At 40.3% G+C, this 19,536-nt stretch carries 8 protein-coding genes; 1 reads left to right on the forward strand and 7 read right to left on the reverse strand.

Annotated features, from left to right (window positions below):
• Nucleotides 1-763 precede the first annotated feature (763 nt).
• The 3 genes from SPADD19_RS08695 to SPADD19_RS08705 all read right to left on the reverse strand — a co-directional run bounded on the left by SPADD19_RS08695 (nt 764) and on the right by SPADD19_RS08705 (nt 5,296).
• Nucleotides 764-1,528: an ABC transporter ATP-binding protein gene (locus SPADD19_RS08695; protein ID WP_013904247.1), complete on the reverse strand. Its 765-nt coding sequence runs from the start codon at nt 1,526-1,528 to the stop codon at nt 764-766.
• Entirely contained in the window at nt 1,525-2,391 is an 867-nt protein-coding gene (locus tag SPADD19_RS08700) for an ABC transporter permease (RefSeq protein WP_061455806.1), read from the reverse strand. Before SPADD19_RS08700 ends, SPADD19_RS08695 begins: the two co-directional genes overlap by 4 nt.
• 160 nt (nt 2,392-2,551) lie before the next feature.
• Entirely contained in the window at nt 2,552-5,296 is a 2,745-nt protein-coding gene (locus tag SPADD19_RS08705; protein WP_061455807.1) for an LPXTG cell wall anchor domain-containing protein, read from the reverse strand.
• Between the two features lie 239 nt (nt 5,297-5,535).
• On the opposite strand from SPADD19_RS08705, the gene SPADD19_RS08710 reads away from it, so the two are divergent.
• Complete coding sequence (locus SPADD19_RS08710; RefSeq protein WP_049497071.1) at nt 5,536-9,450, forward strand: glycoside hydrolase family 66 protein; 3,915 nt, start codon at nt 5,536-5,538, stop codon at nt 9,448-9,450.
• Nucleotides 9,451-9,884: 434 nt separating this feature from the next.
• On the opposite strand, the gene SPADD19_RS08715 is transcribed toward SPADD19_RS08710, so the two are convergent.
• From SPADD19_RS08715 to SPADD19_RS08725, 4 genes are all read right to left on the reverse strand, one after another.
• Nucleotides 9,885-17,705, reverse strand: a complete 7,821-nt coding sequence (locus SPADD19_RS08715; protein WP_241496559.1) for a Spy0128 family protein — start codon at nt 17,703-17,705, stop codon at nt 9,885-9,887.
• 348 nt (nt 17,706-18,053) lie between these two features.
• Complete coding sequence (locus tag SPADD19_RS13105) at nt 18,054-18,395, reverse strand: YSIRK-type signal peptide-containing protein (RefSeq protein WP_277619479.1); 342 nt, start codon at nt 18,393-18,395, stop codon at nt 18,054-18,056.
• A gap of 253 nt (nt 18,396-18,648) precedes the next feature.
• A complete protein-coding gene (locus SPADD19_RS08720; RefSeq protein WP_031575690.1) occupies nt 18,649-19,143 on the reverse strand; it encodes a beta-class carbonic anhydrase in 495 nt (164 codons plus the stop codon).
• A 143-nt stretch (nt 19,144-19,286) separates the two neighbouring features.
• Nucleotides 19,287-19,536, reverse strand: a 250-nt coding sequence (locus SPADD19_RS08725; protein WP_277619480.1) for a magnesium chelatase domain-containing protein, incomplete at its 5' end; no start/stop codon positions are given.

Below are 19,536 nucleotides of genomic sequence, written 5' to 3' on the forward strand. Positions count from 1 at the left end.
ATCCACCTGTTCAGGTGCTGATCATCTACGCCAAAGCGCTCAAAAGCTCTTTGCCGAAAATGGTCACGACAACTATATTCTTGCGCATACGACAATCCCATACTCTCACCTCCTCCTGGGTATTTTATAAAAAATGGCCTCCAGTCTTACGGGACTAGAGGCCTGGTCTGCTTCGCTGACTTGGTGCAATTAACCTATTGGCTAACAAAACAATGTTTATGATGTTGATTTCATTTAATAGTATTTGTGTAAAATACCAGAGGTTTTCTTTGCTTTCCCAAATCCAAATGATTAGTTTTCGACTGGACGCATTGAAGTTTGAAAACCTTTACAAAAAGCTTCTACCTACTATTTCCACGTTTTCTTATGTCTCCGGACAAACTACGCAGGTTTGACCGACCGTCCAACCGATCCGACACACACGACATAACTGCTCTTTTACGTCAAGAGCATGAACAGCTATCAGCAAAACAGGCCTAAAACGAAGTAACCTAAATTTTAACTCGATAAGGCATTGGTATCAATCCCTTCTTCATCTTTCTAACTATATTATACTCACCTACCTGAGTAATTGCAAGCGATTCCATCTGAAACTAGTTCCTATTTTTATGTGGTTTTATAGATGATTCAAGAAAAAGAAAAAGTTAGAGAGCAAGGTCTCTAACTTAACTTGCAGACAAACTACTTCTACATAAAACAATCTGAGTGATATCGCTTCTGTCCTACTCCCTATTTTGACTTTGCATTTTACGGGCTTTGTATCTTATTCTTTCTCAAATAATTGATAGTAGTCTGCAATGGTCATTTGGGCTTTTTCTTCTTGACTGAGGTCTTGGACGATGTGCCCGTCTTTCATCACAATCAAGCGATTTCCATATTTCAAAGCATCTTCCATATGGTGGGTGATCATAAGAGCCGTGAGGGCATCTTGTTTCACAAACTGATCCGTCAAGGTCATCAGAGCCTGGCTGGTTTTCGGATCCAAGGCTGCAGTGTGTTCATCTAATAGCAAAAGTTCTGGACGTTTTAGTGTCGCCATCAACAAGCTCAAAGCCTGACGTTGCCCCCCTGATAGAAACTCAACTGCTGTGTCGATATGATTTTCCAAGCCATTGCCGATCTTAGCAAGAACTGTCTGAAACTCTTCTTTATAGCTTGCCAAGTGACGTGGAATCAAACCACGTTTTTCTCCACGAAACTTCGCTACCAAGAGGTTTTCCGCTACTGTCATGCGAGGCGCTGTTCCCATTTTAGGATCTTGGAAGACCCGAGATAGATACTTGGCTCTCTTCTCAGGAGAGTAGTTGGTCACATCTTCCCCTAGAATATAGATCTTCCCGCTACTCACCGGAAGTGTCCCAGCAATGGTATTAAAGAGGGTTGATTTCCCAGCTCCATTGCCCCCTAAAATCGTGATAAAATCATGCTCTCGAATTTCCAAGGAGACATCATCCAGAATGACTTTTTCTTCATTCATCCCATTGCTCACAGCTTTGGTTACATTTTTTAATTCTACAATTGCTGTCATTTACTGAATTTCGCTCCTTTCATGATTTTTCCCTTAAAGGTTGGAATCATCAGGCAGATAGCTAGGATCAAGGCACTGAAAATCCGGATATAGCTAGTATTGATACCAAGCGCAATCACAGCCCAAATCAAAAATTGGTAGGCAATCGAACCGACTGCGACACTGAGCAAACGCTCCGTCAAGGTGACATTTGAAAAAAGAACTTCCCCAATAATGAGGCTGGCAAGCCCGATAACGATGACACCAATCCCACGTGAAGCGTCGGCATAACCTTCTTGCTGGGCCATCAGTGCACCAGAGAGGGCAATAATCCCATTTGAAATCACCAAACCCATCAATTCCATCCGGTCGGTATTGATCCCGAAACTTTTAGCCATGTCAGAATTGTCACCTGTCGCGATATAGGCTTGACCCAAACGTGTATCTAAAAAGAAAATCAAGCCAAGAATCACAAGCGTTACGAAAATCAAGCCAATCAAAATTTCACTTAAACCTCCAGCAAAGGGAAGATAATCTTGAATTTTTTTATAACCCAAGAGTCCCAGATTGGCCCGTTGCATCACAAAAAGAATGACTGAGTTACAAGACGTCATCACAAGAATTCCTGACAAGAGCGTCGGGATTTTCCCTTTTGTATAGAGAAGACCCGTCGCAAGTCCTGCCAAGCATCCTGCACCAATAGCAGCAAGCGTCGCAATCAGTGGATTGACCCCCTTGGTAATCAAGGTCACCGCCACCGCTCCTCCAAGCGGAAAGGAACCTTCAGTTGTCATATCTGGAAAATCTAGAATTCGGAACGTCATAAAGATTCCTAACCCTAAAATGGCCCAAATCAAACCTTGTGAAACAATTGAATTAATCATAGTTTCTCCCTTCGATAATAGTAGTTTAATTGTAACATAAATATGGAGGAGAACCTATAGGAAATTGTCATCAATTCCCTTTTCATGCTTTATAAAAAACCAAAAGGTTGTGCCTTCTGGTTTTTAATCGTGAGATTTTTTAAAGGATTAAAAGAAAATCTTAGTCTTCTTTTTTCTTTCTTGACAAAGCATAACCGGCAGTAGCTAAACCAATAAGTGCTGAATAAGTCATGAATGATTGTTCAACTGAACCAGTATTTGGCAATGATTTCTTAGATGATTCTGGTTTTGGCTCTGGTTTTGGTTCTGGCTTAGGCTCTGGTTTTGGTTCTGGCTTAGGCTCTGGCTTAGGCTCTGGTTTTGGCTCTGGCTTAGGCTCTGGTTTTGGTTCTGGCTTAGGCTCTGGTTTTGGTTCTGGCTTAGGCTCTGGTTTTGGCTCTGGTTTTGGCTCTGGCTTAGGCTCTGGTTTTGGCTCTGGTTTTGGCTCTGGCTTAGGCTCTGGTTTTGGTTCTGGCTTAGGTTGTGGTTTTTCATTTTCCTTGATAAGCACAACATTTTTATTCCATTCAACAACTGGTTTTTCTGTTTCTTTCTTAACAGGATCCTTCACCAACTCAGGTGCTTCTGGTTTAACCGGTTCACTTGGTAAGACAGGTACAGTTTTATATTCTGGTTCTGTCGGTGGAACTGGTTTTTCTTTAACAGTTGGTACTTCTGTCAATTCTGGTTTTTCAGGTTTAACTGGAGGTGTTGGTTCTGTTGGTTTAACTGGCTCTTCACCTGGATCTTGAGGGAAGCCAACGTTTGAGTTGATAGAGAACCAATAGATAGTTGCTTCGCCTGTTGCGTTAGCACCTTTTGCTGTAAATTCAAGATGACCATCTTTCAAAATAACAGCAGCACCACCATAGTAAAGGTAAGGGCTCGTAGGATCATCCCAACCCTTAGTTTGACTTGAAGAGTCTGCATTAAATGTAGCACCTTGATCCATGTATTGGTTTTGTTCTTTAGCAGATACTTCTTTTGTAGATGAATCTTGGTCTACACTTGAATTTGGAAGTTTAATAAACTCTTTGTCACCAATGTTTACAGACTCAACGTGAGGAGTATCTTGGTGTTTCATTTTTGGTGTGTATCTCAAAACACCTGATGTAGCGTCTACAGTGTAAGAACCGATAACATCTGATTTATCACCAAATGTGTAATCTTCAGTACCAACTGAGTGACCATTTCCGCCACCAGATGCGTTCACTGTTGTAGCATCAACTGTTGTTTCTTCAGTTACTTTGAAGGCATCATCAACCCATGTTGCTTTTTGAGCAACAATTTTCAAAGGATTATCAGCATTGATATCAACTTCTGCACTACCGAAGTCAGCTTTATCGCTTTTCACAACAACGTTTACACCATCGAGTTTTGGTTCACTTCCATCTGAATATGGATCCCAAGTTCCACGAACTGTATTGCCTTCGCTATCTTTAGCTTCAACAACTAGAGGACGAGGTTTGTCATTTTCAACATAAGATGCACCATTCCAGTGGTTAAGTGAGTTAAGGGCAAGGATTGCATTGTGTTGTGACAAATCAATTAATTGGTCATTTTCATCGTAAAACTCAATGTCAACACCAACAGTTACTGGGTTTTCAGTATCTGTTGAGCTACCAATTGTCATTGTAACTGCTGGATCGTTATAAATTTGAACGATTCCTTTTCCATCTGATGATGGAAGGCTCTTCACTTCGTATTTATAAACAACTTTTGCAATACGTTTTTCTTCGCTACCTTTTACAATTTTAGCTTGAGTAAGTCCTGTGTATGTCACATCAAATTTGTCTCCGACTTTTACAACTCCCCACTCAATTTCATTGTTGGCATATGGATTTGTAGTTGTCAAATCAGAATCTTGAAGATTCTTTGTTTCATACATTTTTGTAGCTTTCCCATCGCCGTACATACGAGAATGACCTTCTTTTGTCAAGTAAGTTGTTAATCCAGTTGTTTGGTGTGTGATTTTAGTTGTTTCGCCATCAGCAAGTTCTTCAGAGAGGAATGTCAAATCTTGTTTGTATTTCTCAGGATTTCCACCACGCTCTGCAACCATCTTATTGAAGGCATCTTTAGCATCATCGTATTGTGCTTTTTTCTTGTTGTAAATTTCAAGTTCAATCAAGTAAGCAGCTTGCGCTTCATCATAAACAGCTTTTTTAGTCTTGTATTCAGCTAATTTAGCTTCATAATCTGCTTGAGCTAATTTATTACTTTCAGTAGCTTCTTGATTTGCTGTTACAGATGCATTATATGCTGCAAGAGCTGTGTTATATTCTTCAAGCGCTTTTTCATAAGCAACACGTGCTTCTTCATTACTTTTTTCTACTGCTGTTTTTTCTGCTGTTTTTTCAGTCAATTCTTTTTCGTAAGCAGTAAGTTTTTCGTTGTAAGCTGCAAGCTCTTTATCGTAGTTTGCTTGTGTAGCAGCATTTTTAGCATCAACTTCAGCTTTTTCTTTTTCGTAAGCTTCTTGATTTGCTGCCACTTCAGCTTTATAATCAGCTACAGTTTTATTAATATCAGTAACTTGTTTTTCGTAATCTTTAGCAGCAGCTTCCTCAGAATCTTGCTTTTTAGTCTCAGTTTCTTTAACTTCAAGACCTTCATTTGTGGCAGCAGTTTTAGCTTCTTCCAACTTCTCTGGAACCGCAACTTCTTTTGTTTCTTCTCCAGCTACTGTTGTAGTTGAAGTAACAGGTGTAGTTGCTGATGAAGTTTCATCGGCAGATACTGTAGCAATACCTGCAACAGCAATACCTGCAACAGCAATAACTGTTGCGACTGCAACAGAACCAAAAGCAACTGAGGTTTTTCTCAAGGCATACTTAATCGTTTTATTATTCTTTAACGATGACATGACAAACTCCTTTTTAATTGTTTTTTATTTATGCTTCTCAAGCAAAAATAATTTTTGTTCTTCGACGTCAGAAAAATCGTAACAAAAATTATTTTAAAAGTCCAGTATTTTTATTTGTTTTTTTACTTTATTTTCAGGAGTTTTTTATTTTGATTTCAAAAAGTTTACGTTATTGTTGACATTTTCCTATGATATGTCGTATAATTTCAACTAACAAAATTTAATGATTGGGGGATATAATGAAATTTTCAAATAACTTTTCTCAAGAAAAAGGTCATGGCTATTTCCGTAAGCGAAATAAAGTACTTGTATCTATGATTACGGTCTTTGGTTCCTTGATGTTAGGTTCTGTTGCTATGGCAGATGAAGTTGCTTCTACTACAACTTCAACAACAAACGTAACAACATCAAGTCAACCAGCCACTAGTACTGAAACCACTAGTGAGCAACCTACTACAACAACTAGTGAGGAAAACCCAAAGACTTCCTCAAGTGAAGAGACATCATCTTTGCCTCAAACTGCAAGTGCCACTGAACCAACAACTCGTAGTACTTCAGCGGCAACAAGTACTTATAACACACCAAAAATCCAAAACGATGTAACATTTAATAAGGCCACATATAAAAGTGGTGAGGATGTTAGCATCTCAATCAATAATCCTGACGTAACTTCGTCTGATTTGACAGTGTCTCATTTAGACAAAGTTATTTATGAGTTGAAAAATGCTCCAGGAAATTCACTTGTCATTCCAAGCTCTGTTTTCTCTCCAAACTCTGGCTATCTCATTGACGTCATCGGAAAGAATGCTGATGGAAAACAAGAATTTCACAAGGTGGCTGGTCTATCAGTTGAAGATGATTGGACTGTATATCCACGTTATGGTGTTGTAGCAGGTTCAAAAGACAATCACAATTCGATCACTAAAGAGCAAGTGGAAGGATATAAAAATAGTATTGACCAATTGGCCAATATGCACATCAATAACTACTTCTTCTACGACGTTTATAATACACCTGCCAACCCATTCCCAGCTAATGTTGAACGATTCACACAAGATTGGGCTACTTTCTTGATTCCGAAAGGTGAGACTGACCCCGAAAAACGTAAAACATACTTACCAGTTATTGACACAGATGCCGTTAAAGAGTTGGTTTCTCATGTCCATTCGACTGGTGCTAAAGCTATGCTTTATAACATGATTTACGCTGTGTCTCTTGATGAAAAAATCCCAGACCAAGTAAAAAGTGCTATCGTACGTAACTTACAAGATCACTTCAACTTTGGAAAGACTGGTGATATTACTGCAACAGACATCCAACAATTTCTTGATCCAGGAGATCCGAACTGGCAAAACTTTATCATCAATGTGATGTTAAAAGCCATGAAAGAAGGTGGCTTCGATGGTTGGCAAGGGGACACTATGGGGACTAACTTGGTTGAAAAAGTTAACGAACCTGGAAAAGCTTTCTCTTTAAGTGAAAACTATCCAAAACTAGCCGCAGCTGCAACAGAGGCCCTCAAAAAAGAAGGCTATGACTTCATGATCAACGATATCTCTACTGGAGATGCTGATCGATTAGGAAAAACCAATGTCTCTGCACCTTACGCGGAAGTTTGGGGAGATAGCATCGCCTATGATTCTACCTATCAAGCCTTAACACGCTTGACTGAGCGTATGCGAGATTTATACAACGGAAAATCTCCAATTATCGCTGCTTATACTCACCGTGAAAAAAATGCAGCAAAACTCAGCAAAGACAATGAATTACTAACAGATGCAATTATTGCAGCAAGTGGAGGTTATCATATGACCACTGCTGCTCTCAATACATCTCAAGATGAAAAAGGTTTTGGTGTTATTCAGGCTGAATGGTACCTCAATCAAAACTTACCAGTCAATGCTGATTTTGCTAATGCAGAATTTAACTACCAAGAATTTATCGTTGCCTACCAAGAACTCCTTCGTGGACGCGACACCTTGGCGCATGATACTCGTCGGATTGTAGACAATACAAATGTACTGGTCAACGGCAACTTCATCGGATCCAACCTGGATAATGCTGACGGGGTTCAACCTGGAACTGTTTATACCATTACAAAAGAAACCAAGACAGGTGATCGGATTGCTCACTTGATCAATTTGGTCGGCATTACCGAAAATAAATGGAACAGCGCTGTTAACTCCACTACCAAACTGACTAACATCCAAGCTTTTGTACCACTTGGTAAAATTTCAAAAGATCAGGCCGAACATGCGAATATCTACTGGGCTACCCCAGATGCAGTAGATGGAAAGTATAATATTAAACTTCGCGAAACTACTGCTAATGTATATTATGATAGCGGGGCTGGTCAATGGATGGCTGCAATTGATGTTCCTAGCCTGGATGTATGGGATATGCTCTATGTCAAACTTAATGAAGTTGCCCGTGTTATTTATCAAGATGAAAATGGTAAAGAACTGGAACGTTCAAGCGACTTTGTTGGCCATACTGGTGAAAAGATTGACTACTCAACAAAAGATACGATTGCTAAATACCTGAAACAAGGTTATAAACTAGTTGAGAACGAATTTGATAAAAATGGACCAGTAAAATTTGACCGAGATGCTTCAAACATTAATGGTGATGGCGTACAGGAATTCATTGTTCGCTTTACACCAAAAATTGTAGATTTTTCTGAAACACAACCAATTCGAGTTGGCCAAGTTGTTCCAGGAGATACCGATGGTAGCATCTATCCAACTCCTAAAGCTCCAAATGGAAAATCTATTAGTGATCTCAATCATTTATCAGAAAAAGTAACTCGTACTATCACTTATGTTACTGAAGATAAGAATGGTAACAATCGTCAAGAAGCTGACATCGTTTCAAAAACAGATAGTTTAAACTTTAGCCGAAAAGGAACTATCAATTTGGTAACTGGAGAAACAACACTTGAAGATTGGGTGACTAAAGACGGTACTACTTTCGCAGATTATGAAAATCCAGTCAAAAATGGATATGTTGTCGTATCTAAAGAATCAAATGCAACAATCTCTCCTGATCTTAATAAATCTGGAGGTCATACTGGAATCCTAGCTGAATCTGATGACATTTCTGATATTGTTGTCTACCGACCAGTCGGTGTTTATACAATTAGTTATGCATCAGGAAAAGAACCATCAAATGCTATTAAAGAGATTCCATATTTAAATGATTCTTCTAATCCAACTGCTATTTCAGCGCCAACTGCAACTTTACCATATATTGAAGGGTTAGAACCAAAAGATGCTCGTGGACAAGTCTTAAACCTTGTGGATCCTCTTGACGAGACCAAAGGCTATCTTCTTCCAAGCCCTGATTCTCCAACAGCTGATACTACTATTACCTATGCCATCACCAAAGGATCTGTCAGAGTACGATTCCTCACTGAGGGAAGTGACACTGATCTGCAAGAGGCGCAAGACCTTGTGACAGAGGTAGATTCCGGCACCAAGTACACCAGTGAGGCCCCAACAGAAATCACAAAAGATGGTCGTATCTACCATCTAGTTGGCCACCGTGCTGATTCTGCTGATCCAAGTGGCACAGTCACTAAGGGAATGAAAACGGTCATCTATGATTACAAGTTAGCTACGGGGACGGTCATCGCGCGATTTGTCATCCAAGATACGAGCACTGAATTGCAACCAGAACTTGCGGTTGCAACGAATGTGGACAATGGAACCCATTACGTCGCTAGCGCACCAGATGAGATCTCCTACGACGGCCACATTTACGAACGGATCGGTGCAGCTGATCAAACTGGGAAGGTAGAAGTGGGGACAACCATCTTGATCTTTGCCTACAAGGTCAAAGAAATTCCTACTCCACAACCATCCCCAGAAACAGAAAAAGAAGAAACAGTTAGCCCTCTTCCTTCCGTGACAAAAGTAAACACGACTGATGCTCATGAAGAAAAGGGATCACCACTTCTTACTAATAAAGAAGAGGAGAAACCTCTTGAAACTACAAGCCAAACAGAGGAACTCCCTGAAGTTGTTCCTAACACCACTCAAGAAGGAACTCACCTACCTGCAACAGGTGAAGAAACCTCTCAGCTAGCCCTACTTGGACTTGGCATCTTGGCAGGTTTGGCCAGTCTTATCTCTTACAAAAAGAAACAAGAGTAGCTCTAAAACAAAAAGAAACTTCCTATGGAATTCTGTTCCAAGGAAGTTTTTTTATATTTATACAACTCATTCAGAGTCTAGATCCCATTTATGAGGGCGACTGACGACAATAAGGGTGTGAAGTACTACCACTCCAAACCCTACTGTATTCCAATTCAAAGTGGCTTCATTTCCCTTGTTGCTGGCAGTTTGAAAGATCAAATTGCTTTACTAGTATACTGTTTTCTCTACTTCAAGTCAATGGATATTCGCTGAAACTAGTAACAGAATGAAATGACTAATCGAATAATTTCTGAAACATTTCATAATATATACGCAATTTTTTCTAAGCTTTTAACACCAAACAAAGAGGCCTTGCTCTTTCGAGCAAAGCCTCTTCCTGTTGGATCTAAAATTGTCACCTCATCAACAAGTTTGCTGATGTCACCTCAATTTTAGTCTTCGCGTTTTTTACGTTTTGCAAGTCCCGCAAGGCCAACCAAACCAAGTGCAGCACCTAACAATGCAGCAGATGCTGATTGTTCTTCACCAGTTTCAGGAAGTGCTGGAGCTGGAGGAGTTGTAGGTGTTGGCGGTGTTGGCGGTGTTGGCGGTGTTGGCGGTGTTGGTGGTGTTGGTGGTGTTGGTGGTGTTGGTGGTGTTGGTGGTGTTGGTGGTGTTGGTGGTGTTGGCGGAATAACAGTGTTATTAAACTCTGTATCTTCTGGCAACTTAGTAGTAGCTACTATTACCTTACCTGCTTTATTCACCACGATACTAACAGTTGCAACCATCTTATCGTATACAACGCTAGAATCTGTGCCACGGATTTCTTCTACATGATAGAGATGAGTTCCTTCTTCACCACGTTTGAATTCAAGAGCAGTTACTTCTTTTCCTTCTTTATTAGTATATTTAACTGGAGTGAATTTAATGTTTCCATTAGCATCATTTGTTACTGTTGTAATCACAACACCATCTTTGTCTTTAAGCACAAAGCTGAATTCGTTGGCTTTAAGTACACGGCCTTCCAAACGTTTCGTGAAGTTGAATTCTACTGAAACAGGGATGTTCACAACACGTTTTTCAGTTGGTTTGTTTGGTTTCTTCACTGTCTTGCTTGTTGGATCGTATTGATGTACGATTTGAGCCGCAGTGTTTTCAATGTCCACACCATCTTTAACAGTATCTTTCACTGTTGCTGGGATATCGAACTTGTAGTAACGTCCAAACGCAAACTTAGTTGTGTCGATCACTGGAGTATTTTCTGCGTCTCCAAGTGACTTAGTCAAGTCCGCTTTAGAAGTTGCAGAGATCACACCGTTTTCAACTTTGATATCAAATTTAGCAGTCACATCTTCGCCTGTTACAGAGTCGTAAGCTTTGATGTTTGCAACATTGATGTCAAGTTTGTCTTCTTCGTAGTCATCAGTAACACCAACAGATTGGATGTTGTGCGCTTCAGTGAACTTAGTTGTATCCAACCACACTTGGTAAACAACCTTATCGCCACGTTTCACAGTCTTAGTATTGATGTTTGCTGCTTCATTATTATCAGCCTTATCAGCGTAAGGATTTGCGTTTGTTTCCGCAACCTTGTCTGCCAATTCTTTATCATCATCAAGAAGTGATTTACCAGTAAGGTCGAATTTCTCAGCGTTCAAGATGTATTTCTCTGGGTTGAACTCTGGGGTTTCTGGAGGAGTCACCTTGTTGTTAAATTCTTTATCCGCAATGTCGCCAACTTTCGCGATCAGAACTTTAGCTGTTCCGTCGTGTGAAACTGTGACTGTCACATTCGCTTTCATTGTGTCGTATGTAACGGTTGCGTCTGTTCCTTTAACTTCTTCTACTGTGTAGTTGTGAACGCCTTCTTGACCTTTTTTGAACTCAAGTTTAGAGAACTTAACGTTACCATCTTTATCGTTCTTCACAGTTTCAAGAGTCTTACCTGTTGAATCTTTAAGAACGAAGCTGAATTCGTTGGCTTTAAGCTCACGGCCTTCCATACGTTTAGTAAAGTTGAATTCCACTTCAACTGGCACGCTGTTGACACGTTTTTCAGTTGGTTTGCTTGGTTTTTCAACTTTCTTAGTAGTTGGGTTGTAGTAGTTGACTACTTGAGCCGCAGTGTTTTCAATATCTACACCACCAGGAACATCAGCTTTCACTGTTGTTGGGATGTCGAACTTGTAGTAACGTCCGAATTCGAACTTAGTAGTGTCAATAACTTGTGTGTTTTCCGCATCGCCAAGTGACTTAGTGAAGCCATCTTTAAGGGTTGCAGTGATCACACCGTTGTTCACAGTAATATCGAATTTATCTGTTACTTCTGCGCCTGTTACTGAATCGTAAGCTTTGATCTTAGTAGAATCAAGTTCCAATTTAGCTTCATCGTAGTCATCTGAGATTCCTACTGATTGGATGTTATCCTTGTTAGCTGCGTCGAATTTAGTTGTATCAAGCCATACTTGGTAAACCAACTTGTCGCCACGTTTAACAGTCTTGGTATTGATGTTTTCTGCTTCGTTGTTGCCTGTTTTGTCTACATATGGATCTGTATTTGTTTCACCATATTTATCAGTCAACTCGTCATCATCATCAACGAGCTTGTCGCCTGTGATATCGTATTTCTCTTCAGAAACAACATATTTCTCTGGTTGGAACTTAGGTTCTTCTGGAGGACGAACTGTGTTATTGAATTCTTTATCAGCTGGTTCTGTCACGTTTGTGATCAAGGCTTTGGCTGTACCATCATGAGAAACAGTAACAGTTACAACAGCAGCCATTGTGTCGTACTCAACAGTTGCGTCTGTACCCTTAACCTCTGTTACAGTATACTTGTAAGTACCTTCTTGACCCTTCTTGTATTTAAGGGCAGTAACAGTTTCACCAGCTTTATTAGTGTAATCTACTGGGGCAAACTTGATCTTACCAGCTGCATCGTTGGTTGCAGTCGCAATCACAACATTGTCGCTGTCTTTCAACTCGAATGTGAATTCGCCAGCTTTCAAATCACGGCCTTCCAATTTCTTAGTGAAGTTGAATTCTACTGAGATCGGAACACTGTTAACACGTTTTTCAGTTGGTTTGTTTGGTTTTTCAACCGTCTTGCTTACTGGGTTGTAGTAGTTAACAACTTGTGCTGCCTTGTTTTCGATATCTGCACCAGCTACAACATCGTCTTTCACTGTTGCTGGAATATCGAACTTGTAGTAACGTCCAAATTCGAACTTAGTTGTATCAATGATTTGAGTATTTTCAGCGTCTCCGAGTGACTTCGTGAAGCCATCTTTGAGGTTCGCTGTCAGAACACCATTGTTATCAGAGATATCGAATTTCGTCGTAACGTCTGCACCAGTAACTGAATCGTAAACCTTGATATCTGAAGCATTAACAGTCAATTTATCCTTGTCGTAGTTATCTGTGATTCCTACTGTTTGGATATTGTCTTTGTTAGCTGCATCAAATTTAGTTGTATCCAACCATACTTGGTAGTAAAGTTTTTGACCACGTTCAACTGGTTTCGTATTCAAGTTTTCATCTTCGTTGTTGGCAGTTGTATCGACATATGGATTTGTATTTGTTTCACCATATTTATCTGTCAATTCATAATCGTCATCAACGAGCTTAGTACCTGTAATATCGAATTTCGCTTTAGAAACAACGTATTTCTCTGGTTGGAACTTAGGTTCTTCTGGTGGAGTTACTGTATTATTGAACTCTTTATCAGCAGCGTCTGTTACGTTGGCAACAATTGCTTTAGCTGTACCATCATGTGAAACAACCACTTTAACAGTAGCAACCATTGTGTCGTATTTGACAGTTGCATCTGTACCAGGAGTTTCTTCTACTGTGTAGTTGTAAGTCTTACCAAGATCATCACGACCGAATTCGAGAGTCTTGAAGACGATCTTACCAGCAGCGTCATTCTTCACGCGCTCAACTTCAACGCCGTCTTTCTTCAATACGAATTCGAATTCGTTGGCTTGAAGTTCACGACCTTCCAAACGTTTCGTGAAGTTCATTTCCACTGGAACTGGAACGCTGTTGACACGTTTTTGTGTTGGTTTTTCAGGTTTTTCAACTGTCTTGCTTACTGGGTTGTAAACGTGAACTGTTTGGTTGGCTGTATTTTCAATATCAGCACCAGCTTTAACAGATTCTTTCACAGTTGCTGGAATATCAAATTTATAGTAACGTCCAAATTCGAACTTAGTTGTGTCGATAACAGGAGCATTGACTTTATCTTTGATAAATTCACCTTTAGAAGTTGCAGTGATCGTACCATTTTCAACTTTGATGTCGAATTTATTGGTTACTTCTGCACCAGTTACTGCATCATATGCTTTGATGTCCGCTGCATTGACATCCAATTTATCAGCATCGTATGTATCAGATACACCAACGTATTGGATGTTATTCGCTTCAGTGAATTTAGTTGTATCAAGCCATACTTGGTAAACCAATTTAGAACCACGTTTAACTGTCTTAGTATTCAAGTTTTCTGGTTCGTTGTTGTTTGTCTTGTCTACATATGGATCTGCATTTGTTTCAGTGTATTCATTTGTCAACTCATCGTCGTCATTCATCAACTTGTTACCAGTGATGTCGTATTTCTCTTTAGAAACGACAAATTTTTCTGGTTGGAATTCTGGAGTTTCTGGAGGAGTGACTTTGTTGTTGAATTCTTTATCTGCAGTACCATCAGTAGCGTTACCGTTGGCATCTTTACCACCAGTTGATGTAACGTTTGTAACAGTTGTCAATGAGTGACCGTTCTTGGCAACTTCAACTGTAACAGTTGCTTTCATTTGGTCGTAAGTCATTCCAAATTCTTTATCTGCAGGAATCACTTCTTCTACTGTATACGTATGAGTACCAACTTTCGTATTGTCGAATGACAATTCTGAGAAGGTTACGTTACCAGCAACATCATTTTTCACTGTTTCAACTTCGTTACCAGTAGCATCTTTCAATACGAAGCTGAATTCACCGGCTTTCAATTCACGGCCAGCCAACTTCTTAGTGAAGTCAAATTTTGTTACAACTGGAGAAACCACATAGTTGTTAAACTCAGTGTCTTCTGGCATTGTAACAGCTGCGCTCAAGAGACCTGTAGCTGCATTTTTGGTTACATTAACGGTTACGACTGCGTTCATTGGATCGTAGTCGATGTTTGTATCTGTTCCAGCTTTTTCGCGCACAGTGTAAGTGTGTTCACCTACAGCGTTGTATTCAATCGCATCAAATGTAATAGATCCATCAGCTTTATTTTTCTTAGTTTGGATCACATTGCCATTTTCAAGCAATTCGAATGTGAAGGCATCTGCTTCAAGTGCTTTACCTTCAAGACGTTTAGTGAACTTGAATTGAGCTTGCGTAGCAGCAGGTGTGAAGGTATTGTTGAACTCTGTATCTGTTGGAAGAGTTGCAACAGCAGTAAGCGCATGGCCTGACTTCGTAACAGTTACTGTTACGTTCGCTTTCATTGGGTCATACGTCATACCTGCTTCAGAACCTTGAACTTCTTCTACAGTGTACTTGTGATCACCCACTTGAGCGTTTGTAAATGTCAAGGCATCGAAACGAACACGTCCGCTAGCATCGTTTTGTTTTGTTTGAAGGACTTTACCATCTTTGTCTTTCAATACAAAGCTAAATTCGCCGTCTTTCAAGTCACGACCTGCAAGAGCCTTGCTGAAGTCGAATTGAGCAGTCACAGGAGCCACAACGTGGTTGTTGAATGTCTTGTCATCCGCACCAGTTGCTTCACCGCCTGTTGAAGTCATTTCAGTCTTGGCACTCAAAAGACCTGTTGCAGCATCTTTCGTAACAGTTACTTTCACGCCGATTGTCATTTCATCGTAGTCTACATCGGCATTGTTGCCTTTCACTTCTTTAACAGTGTAGTTGTAGACACCTTCTTTATCAAATGACAATTCGCTAAAGTTAATCTTACCGTTAGCTTTATTGGTAACAGTTTCATTAACATTGTTATCACCAGTCAAGGTAAAGCTGAAATCACCAGCATTCAAGTTACCGTTTGAAAGTGATTTATCAAAGTCAAGATTTACTTTCACCGCACCTGGAGTGAAGGTATTGTTGAACTCTGTGTCCTCTGGAAGCATATTAAATGCTTTAAGTACATGACCTTCCTTCGTAACAGTAATGGTCACTTCAGCCTTCATTGTATCGTAAGTCATACCAGCTTCTTTATCTGCTGGAATCACTTCTTCAACTGTGTAATTGTGAGTACCAACTTGAGCTTTTGTAAATGTCAAGTCGTCAAAAGCGATCACACCATTTGCTTTGTTCTTTTTCGTTTGAATAACATTTCCAGATTCATCTTTAAGAACGAAAGTAAACTCATCATCTTGTAACTTACGACCTGCAAGAGCCTTACTGAAGTCAAACTTAGTCTTAACTGGAGCTACTACGAAGTTGTTGAACTCTTTATCTTCTGAAGGAGGTAAAGAAGGATTTTTAGGCTGACCATTTTCATCCTCGCCTTTAACTGAACTATAAGAAACGCTTGCATTCAAACTGCCATTTTCTTCCTTAACTGTGACTGTCATGGTAACTTCCATGTCATCATAGTCAACATCAGCATCTGAACCCGCAACCTCTGTAACTTTGTATGTATATGTCCCAGCTTTAGTGAATGAAAGCTCTCCAAATGTAACTTTTCCGCCTTGGTTAGTTACCGTCTCTGTGTGTGATGCAGTATCACCCGTTGAAGTAATCTTAAAGCTGAAATCGCCATCATTAAGCGAACGTTTGTTTTCTGCATTTAAATCACTAAGAACTTTAGTAAATTCAGGCTTAACCTTGATGGTTTCTGTCTTGTCGTAGTAGTAGATTGGTTGTTTGTATGGTGTCAAGGAGTTGAGCAAGTCAACGTTGGTACCAATACCTCCTACTCCACGTTCCAATTGTGAATTTGGTGAAAGGTGACCGATATTGTCTCCCAAGAAAGGAACAAAGACTGTCTTATACGGAGTGTAGTTAGCAGCCCATTGGAAATCGAACGGAACTGTCTTACCATTTGGATGATTAACGCCGTCAGTACCAGTGAAAGCTATTGTATTAAGAGGTGATTTCTTAACAACTAGTTCTCTAGTATTCGCTTCTCCCGGCTTGATTGGTTTGGTTTCTGCTAAAAGCATATAACCATCCGTGTTTAAAGTACCATCTGAACGTTTATTTTGTTGCTTTGGATCTAGAAGGTAAACACGAACCACTACAGATCCATCTTCACCAACGATTTCCTTGATACGTTTAATCCCAGCACGCTCAGCATCCATGAATTTGGTACCAACGGTGTAAGGACGGCTTACATAACCAGAAGTTGTATCTGGATCAGCTGTTTGATATAGGGTATAAGCTGTTTCTCTAGTAATTTTATCCGTGAGTTTTTCAGTCTTTGTAAATTGACGTTCTCCAGAAGCTGTGAAGTTTTGACCTTCCTTCGCTTTCAGAGTATATTTGGCTAACTCAGTTTCACTTCCATTTTCTTTATAGTCCTGAGTTGTAACAGACTTACCAGTTTCCTTGTAGGTAGGGTTTTTCTTGTCAACAAGTTTATAGTAAGTAGTCTTTTCAACAGTAACAGGAATCTTAAAGTTTGTATCCGTAACTTCACGACCATTATAAGCAGGTTCAACTGCATTCAAAATATCTTTTGAGTTACGTGCAGAATATACAGCCATATAATGAGCTTGTTCAGCTTCAGTAAGATTATGACCAGGAGCTACCAAAGCTTGAATCGCTGGACCAACTTCAAATCCCATTTGAATAAATGGTTGGTCTGTCTTACCAGGACCTTGACCAGCACCTGCTTGATAGTCTACTTGTAGGGTCAACTCATTATTAGATTTTGGAGTGGTCGTAGTGAATTTTTGAATACCACTAGTTGCAGTGACAGTATGTGTTTCAACTACATTACCCGTATTCTTATCAATCAATTCAACCGTAGTATCGGTGGAAGTACCAAACGTCTTATAAGCACGCGCATAATAGTTTGTATTATAACGGGCATTGAATTTTGTCAGATTCCAGATACCAAAAGTATAGAAGTCACCTTCTTTAGCTTGGTAACCAGCAGGAATTGTTTGAGAGTGCACAGATGCTCCGTTAGGATCTGTCATGTCTGGATCAGCAGCGACTTTATCAGCTATAGCCGTTATAACATCAATCGGTGCTACATTATGGTCTGTCAATGCACGACGTCCACGACGACGGCTACTTGTTGCCAAAGCTCCACCATTAGTCATATCAGTTGCTGCTCGATCGAGTACTACACTGCGATCTTCTGTTGCAGAATCTGGTTTAGGAGCTTCAGTACCACGAAGTAATGCTGGCTGCGCTGTAGGTTTGAGGGCTACTGGTGTTGCTGGTTCTTCACTTGCAGCTGCTCTTTCTGAGCTTTCATCTGCTGCAACACGAGTTACAGTAGGTTTTTCTGTAGTAGCTGTTGTTGTAGAGGCTGGTTTAGAGCTTGACTCTTTTTTCTTCTCTACAGGTTTGCTGGTTTCTGATGACGCTGTCGTTTTTGGAGCTTCTTCAGATTTTTTAGTTTCAGCCTTTTCTTCTTTTTTAGCTTCTGCTTTTGCTTCCTTGTTTTATGTAGCAACTGGTTTCTCAGTTCCTTCAGATTTTTCAGTCGCTGAAGCTGGTGCTTCCGAAGTTGCAGCAGAATTAGAAAGGTCTACTTTCGGTGCTGGTGCTCCCACACCATAGACTGGGGAAGCAGCTGGTGCTTCTGCTTGACTTGACTCTGGTGTAACAGGTTGTGCTGCTTCTGAAGCTGCTGTTCCCGCAGATTCAGAGGCTGTTGTTGCTTCATCCGCTGATGCAAATTGAGCTCCTGCAGCAAAGAGTGCTGTTCCTAAAAGAACTGAACAAACCCCAATGCTATATTTTCGCAATGAAAAGCGCTGGCGCTTATTAAATACATCCTTCATTTATAGGATCTCCTTTTCCATATTTCATGATTCCATGATACAAATGAAATTGTAACATCCTTGATAACAAGAGTCAATCTGGTGAAATTAAAATGTAATGTTTTTGTAAAAATGTCATATTATACCACATATTTTTTAAAAATTTGTGTCAAATTGTCACATTTCTTCCTATTTGGTTCACTTTTTTTACACCAAAAAAAGAAAAGTACAGGAAAACTAAGATCGTTCTGTCTTCCTATACTCTTCTATATACTTATTTCACTTCTGAGATCAAACCGGTATCGACATCATACACAGCTCCTGAAATCACCACATCCTCTGGAATCAAAGGAGAAGCTTTTAAAAGCTCCATATCCTCACGGACGCTTTCTTCAATATCTTGAAAGGGTAGGAAATCGCGGTCTCCCACATCCACTCCCAGTTCTTTCTTGAGATGCTGACGGAAGCCCTCGTTTTCAAATGTCTGAGCGCCACAGTCTGTATGGTGCAAGACCACAATCTCACGGGTGCCCATCTGCTGCTGGGAGATGACCAAAGACCGGATCATGTCCTCTGTCACGCGCCCTCCAGCATTCCGCAAAATATGAGCATCTCCAAGAGCCAGCCCTAGCGCAGGCGCCACGTGAAGACGGGAATCCATACAGGTCACAATCGCTACTTGTGTTTTGGGCTTAATCGGAAGACGGAGGTCTCCATGTAGCGCCACATAAGCTTGGTTGGCTGTTAAAAAATTATCAAAATAAGACATGGTCTCTCCTTCATTCCTTTGAAATTCAAATTATCTATTATTTTACCATATCCGATTCTTTCTGTCAGGGGATACCTCCTGTCATCTGTCACATCTGAAAAAAAGCCTTAAACTTCCCGTTTAAGACTTTTCTACTATTAAAATTAAAATACTTTCTTCAAGACTTCAGACAGTGTACTCACACCGACCACTTGGATCCCCGATGGCGTCGTGATCCCCGTCAGAGAATTTTTCGGAACATAAATCTTGGTAAAACCGAGCTTGGCAGCTTCATTGATCCGTTGTTCGATCCGGTTGACTCGGCGAACTTCTCCTGTCAAGCCCAACTCTCCGACGAAACATTCCTGCGGGTTTGTTGGTTTGTCCTTGTAGCTGGAGGCAATGGCTACGGCT

Source organism: Streptococcus parasanguinis, from assembly GCF_001578955.1.
GTDB lineage: Bacteria > Bacillota > Bacilli > Lactobacillales > Streptococcaceae > Streptococcus > Streptococcus parasanguinis_U.

What these genes read in the sequence shown, in the direction of transcription:
- SPADD19_RS08695 (WP_013904247.1), bottom strand. Translation starts at nt 1,528, where the DNA reads ATGACAGCAATTGTAGAATTAAAAAATGTAACCAAAGCTGTGAGCAAT.
- SPADD19_RS08700 (WP_061455806.1), bottom strand. Translation starts at nt 2,391, where the DNA reads ATGATTAATTCAATTGTTTCACAAGGTTTGATTTGGGCCATTTTAGGG.
- SPADD19_RS08705 (WP_061455807.1), bottom strand. Translation starts at nt 5,296, where the DNA reads ATGTCATCGTTAAAGAATAATAAAACGATTAAGTATGCCTTGAGAAAA.
- SPADD19_RS08710 (WP_049497071.1), top strand. Translation starts at nt 5,536, where the DNA reads ATGAAATTTTCAAATAACTTTTCTCAAGAAAAAGGTCATGGCTATTTC.
- SPADD19_RS08715 (WP_241496559.1), bottom strand. Translation starts at nt 17,705, where the DNA reads ATGACTAATGGTGGAGCTTTGGCAACAAGTAGCCGTCGTCGTGGACGT.
- SPADD19_RS13105 (WP_277619479.1), bottom strand. Translation starts at nt 18,395, where the DNA reads ATGAAGGATGTATTTAATAAGCGCCAGCGCTTTTCATTGCGAAAATAT.
- SPADD19_RS08720 (WP_031575690.1), bottom strand. Translation starts at nt 19,143, where the DNA reads ATGTCTTATTTTGATAATTTTTTAACAGCCAACCAAGCTTATGTGGCG.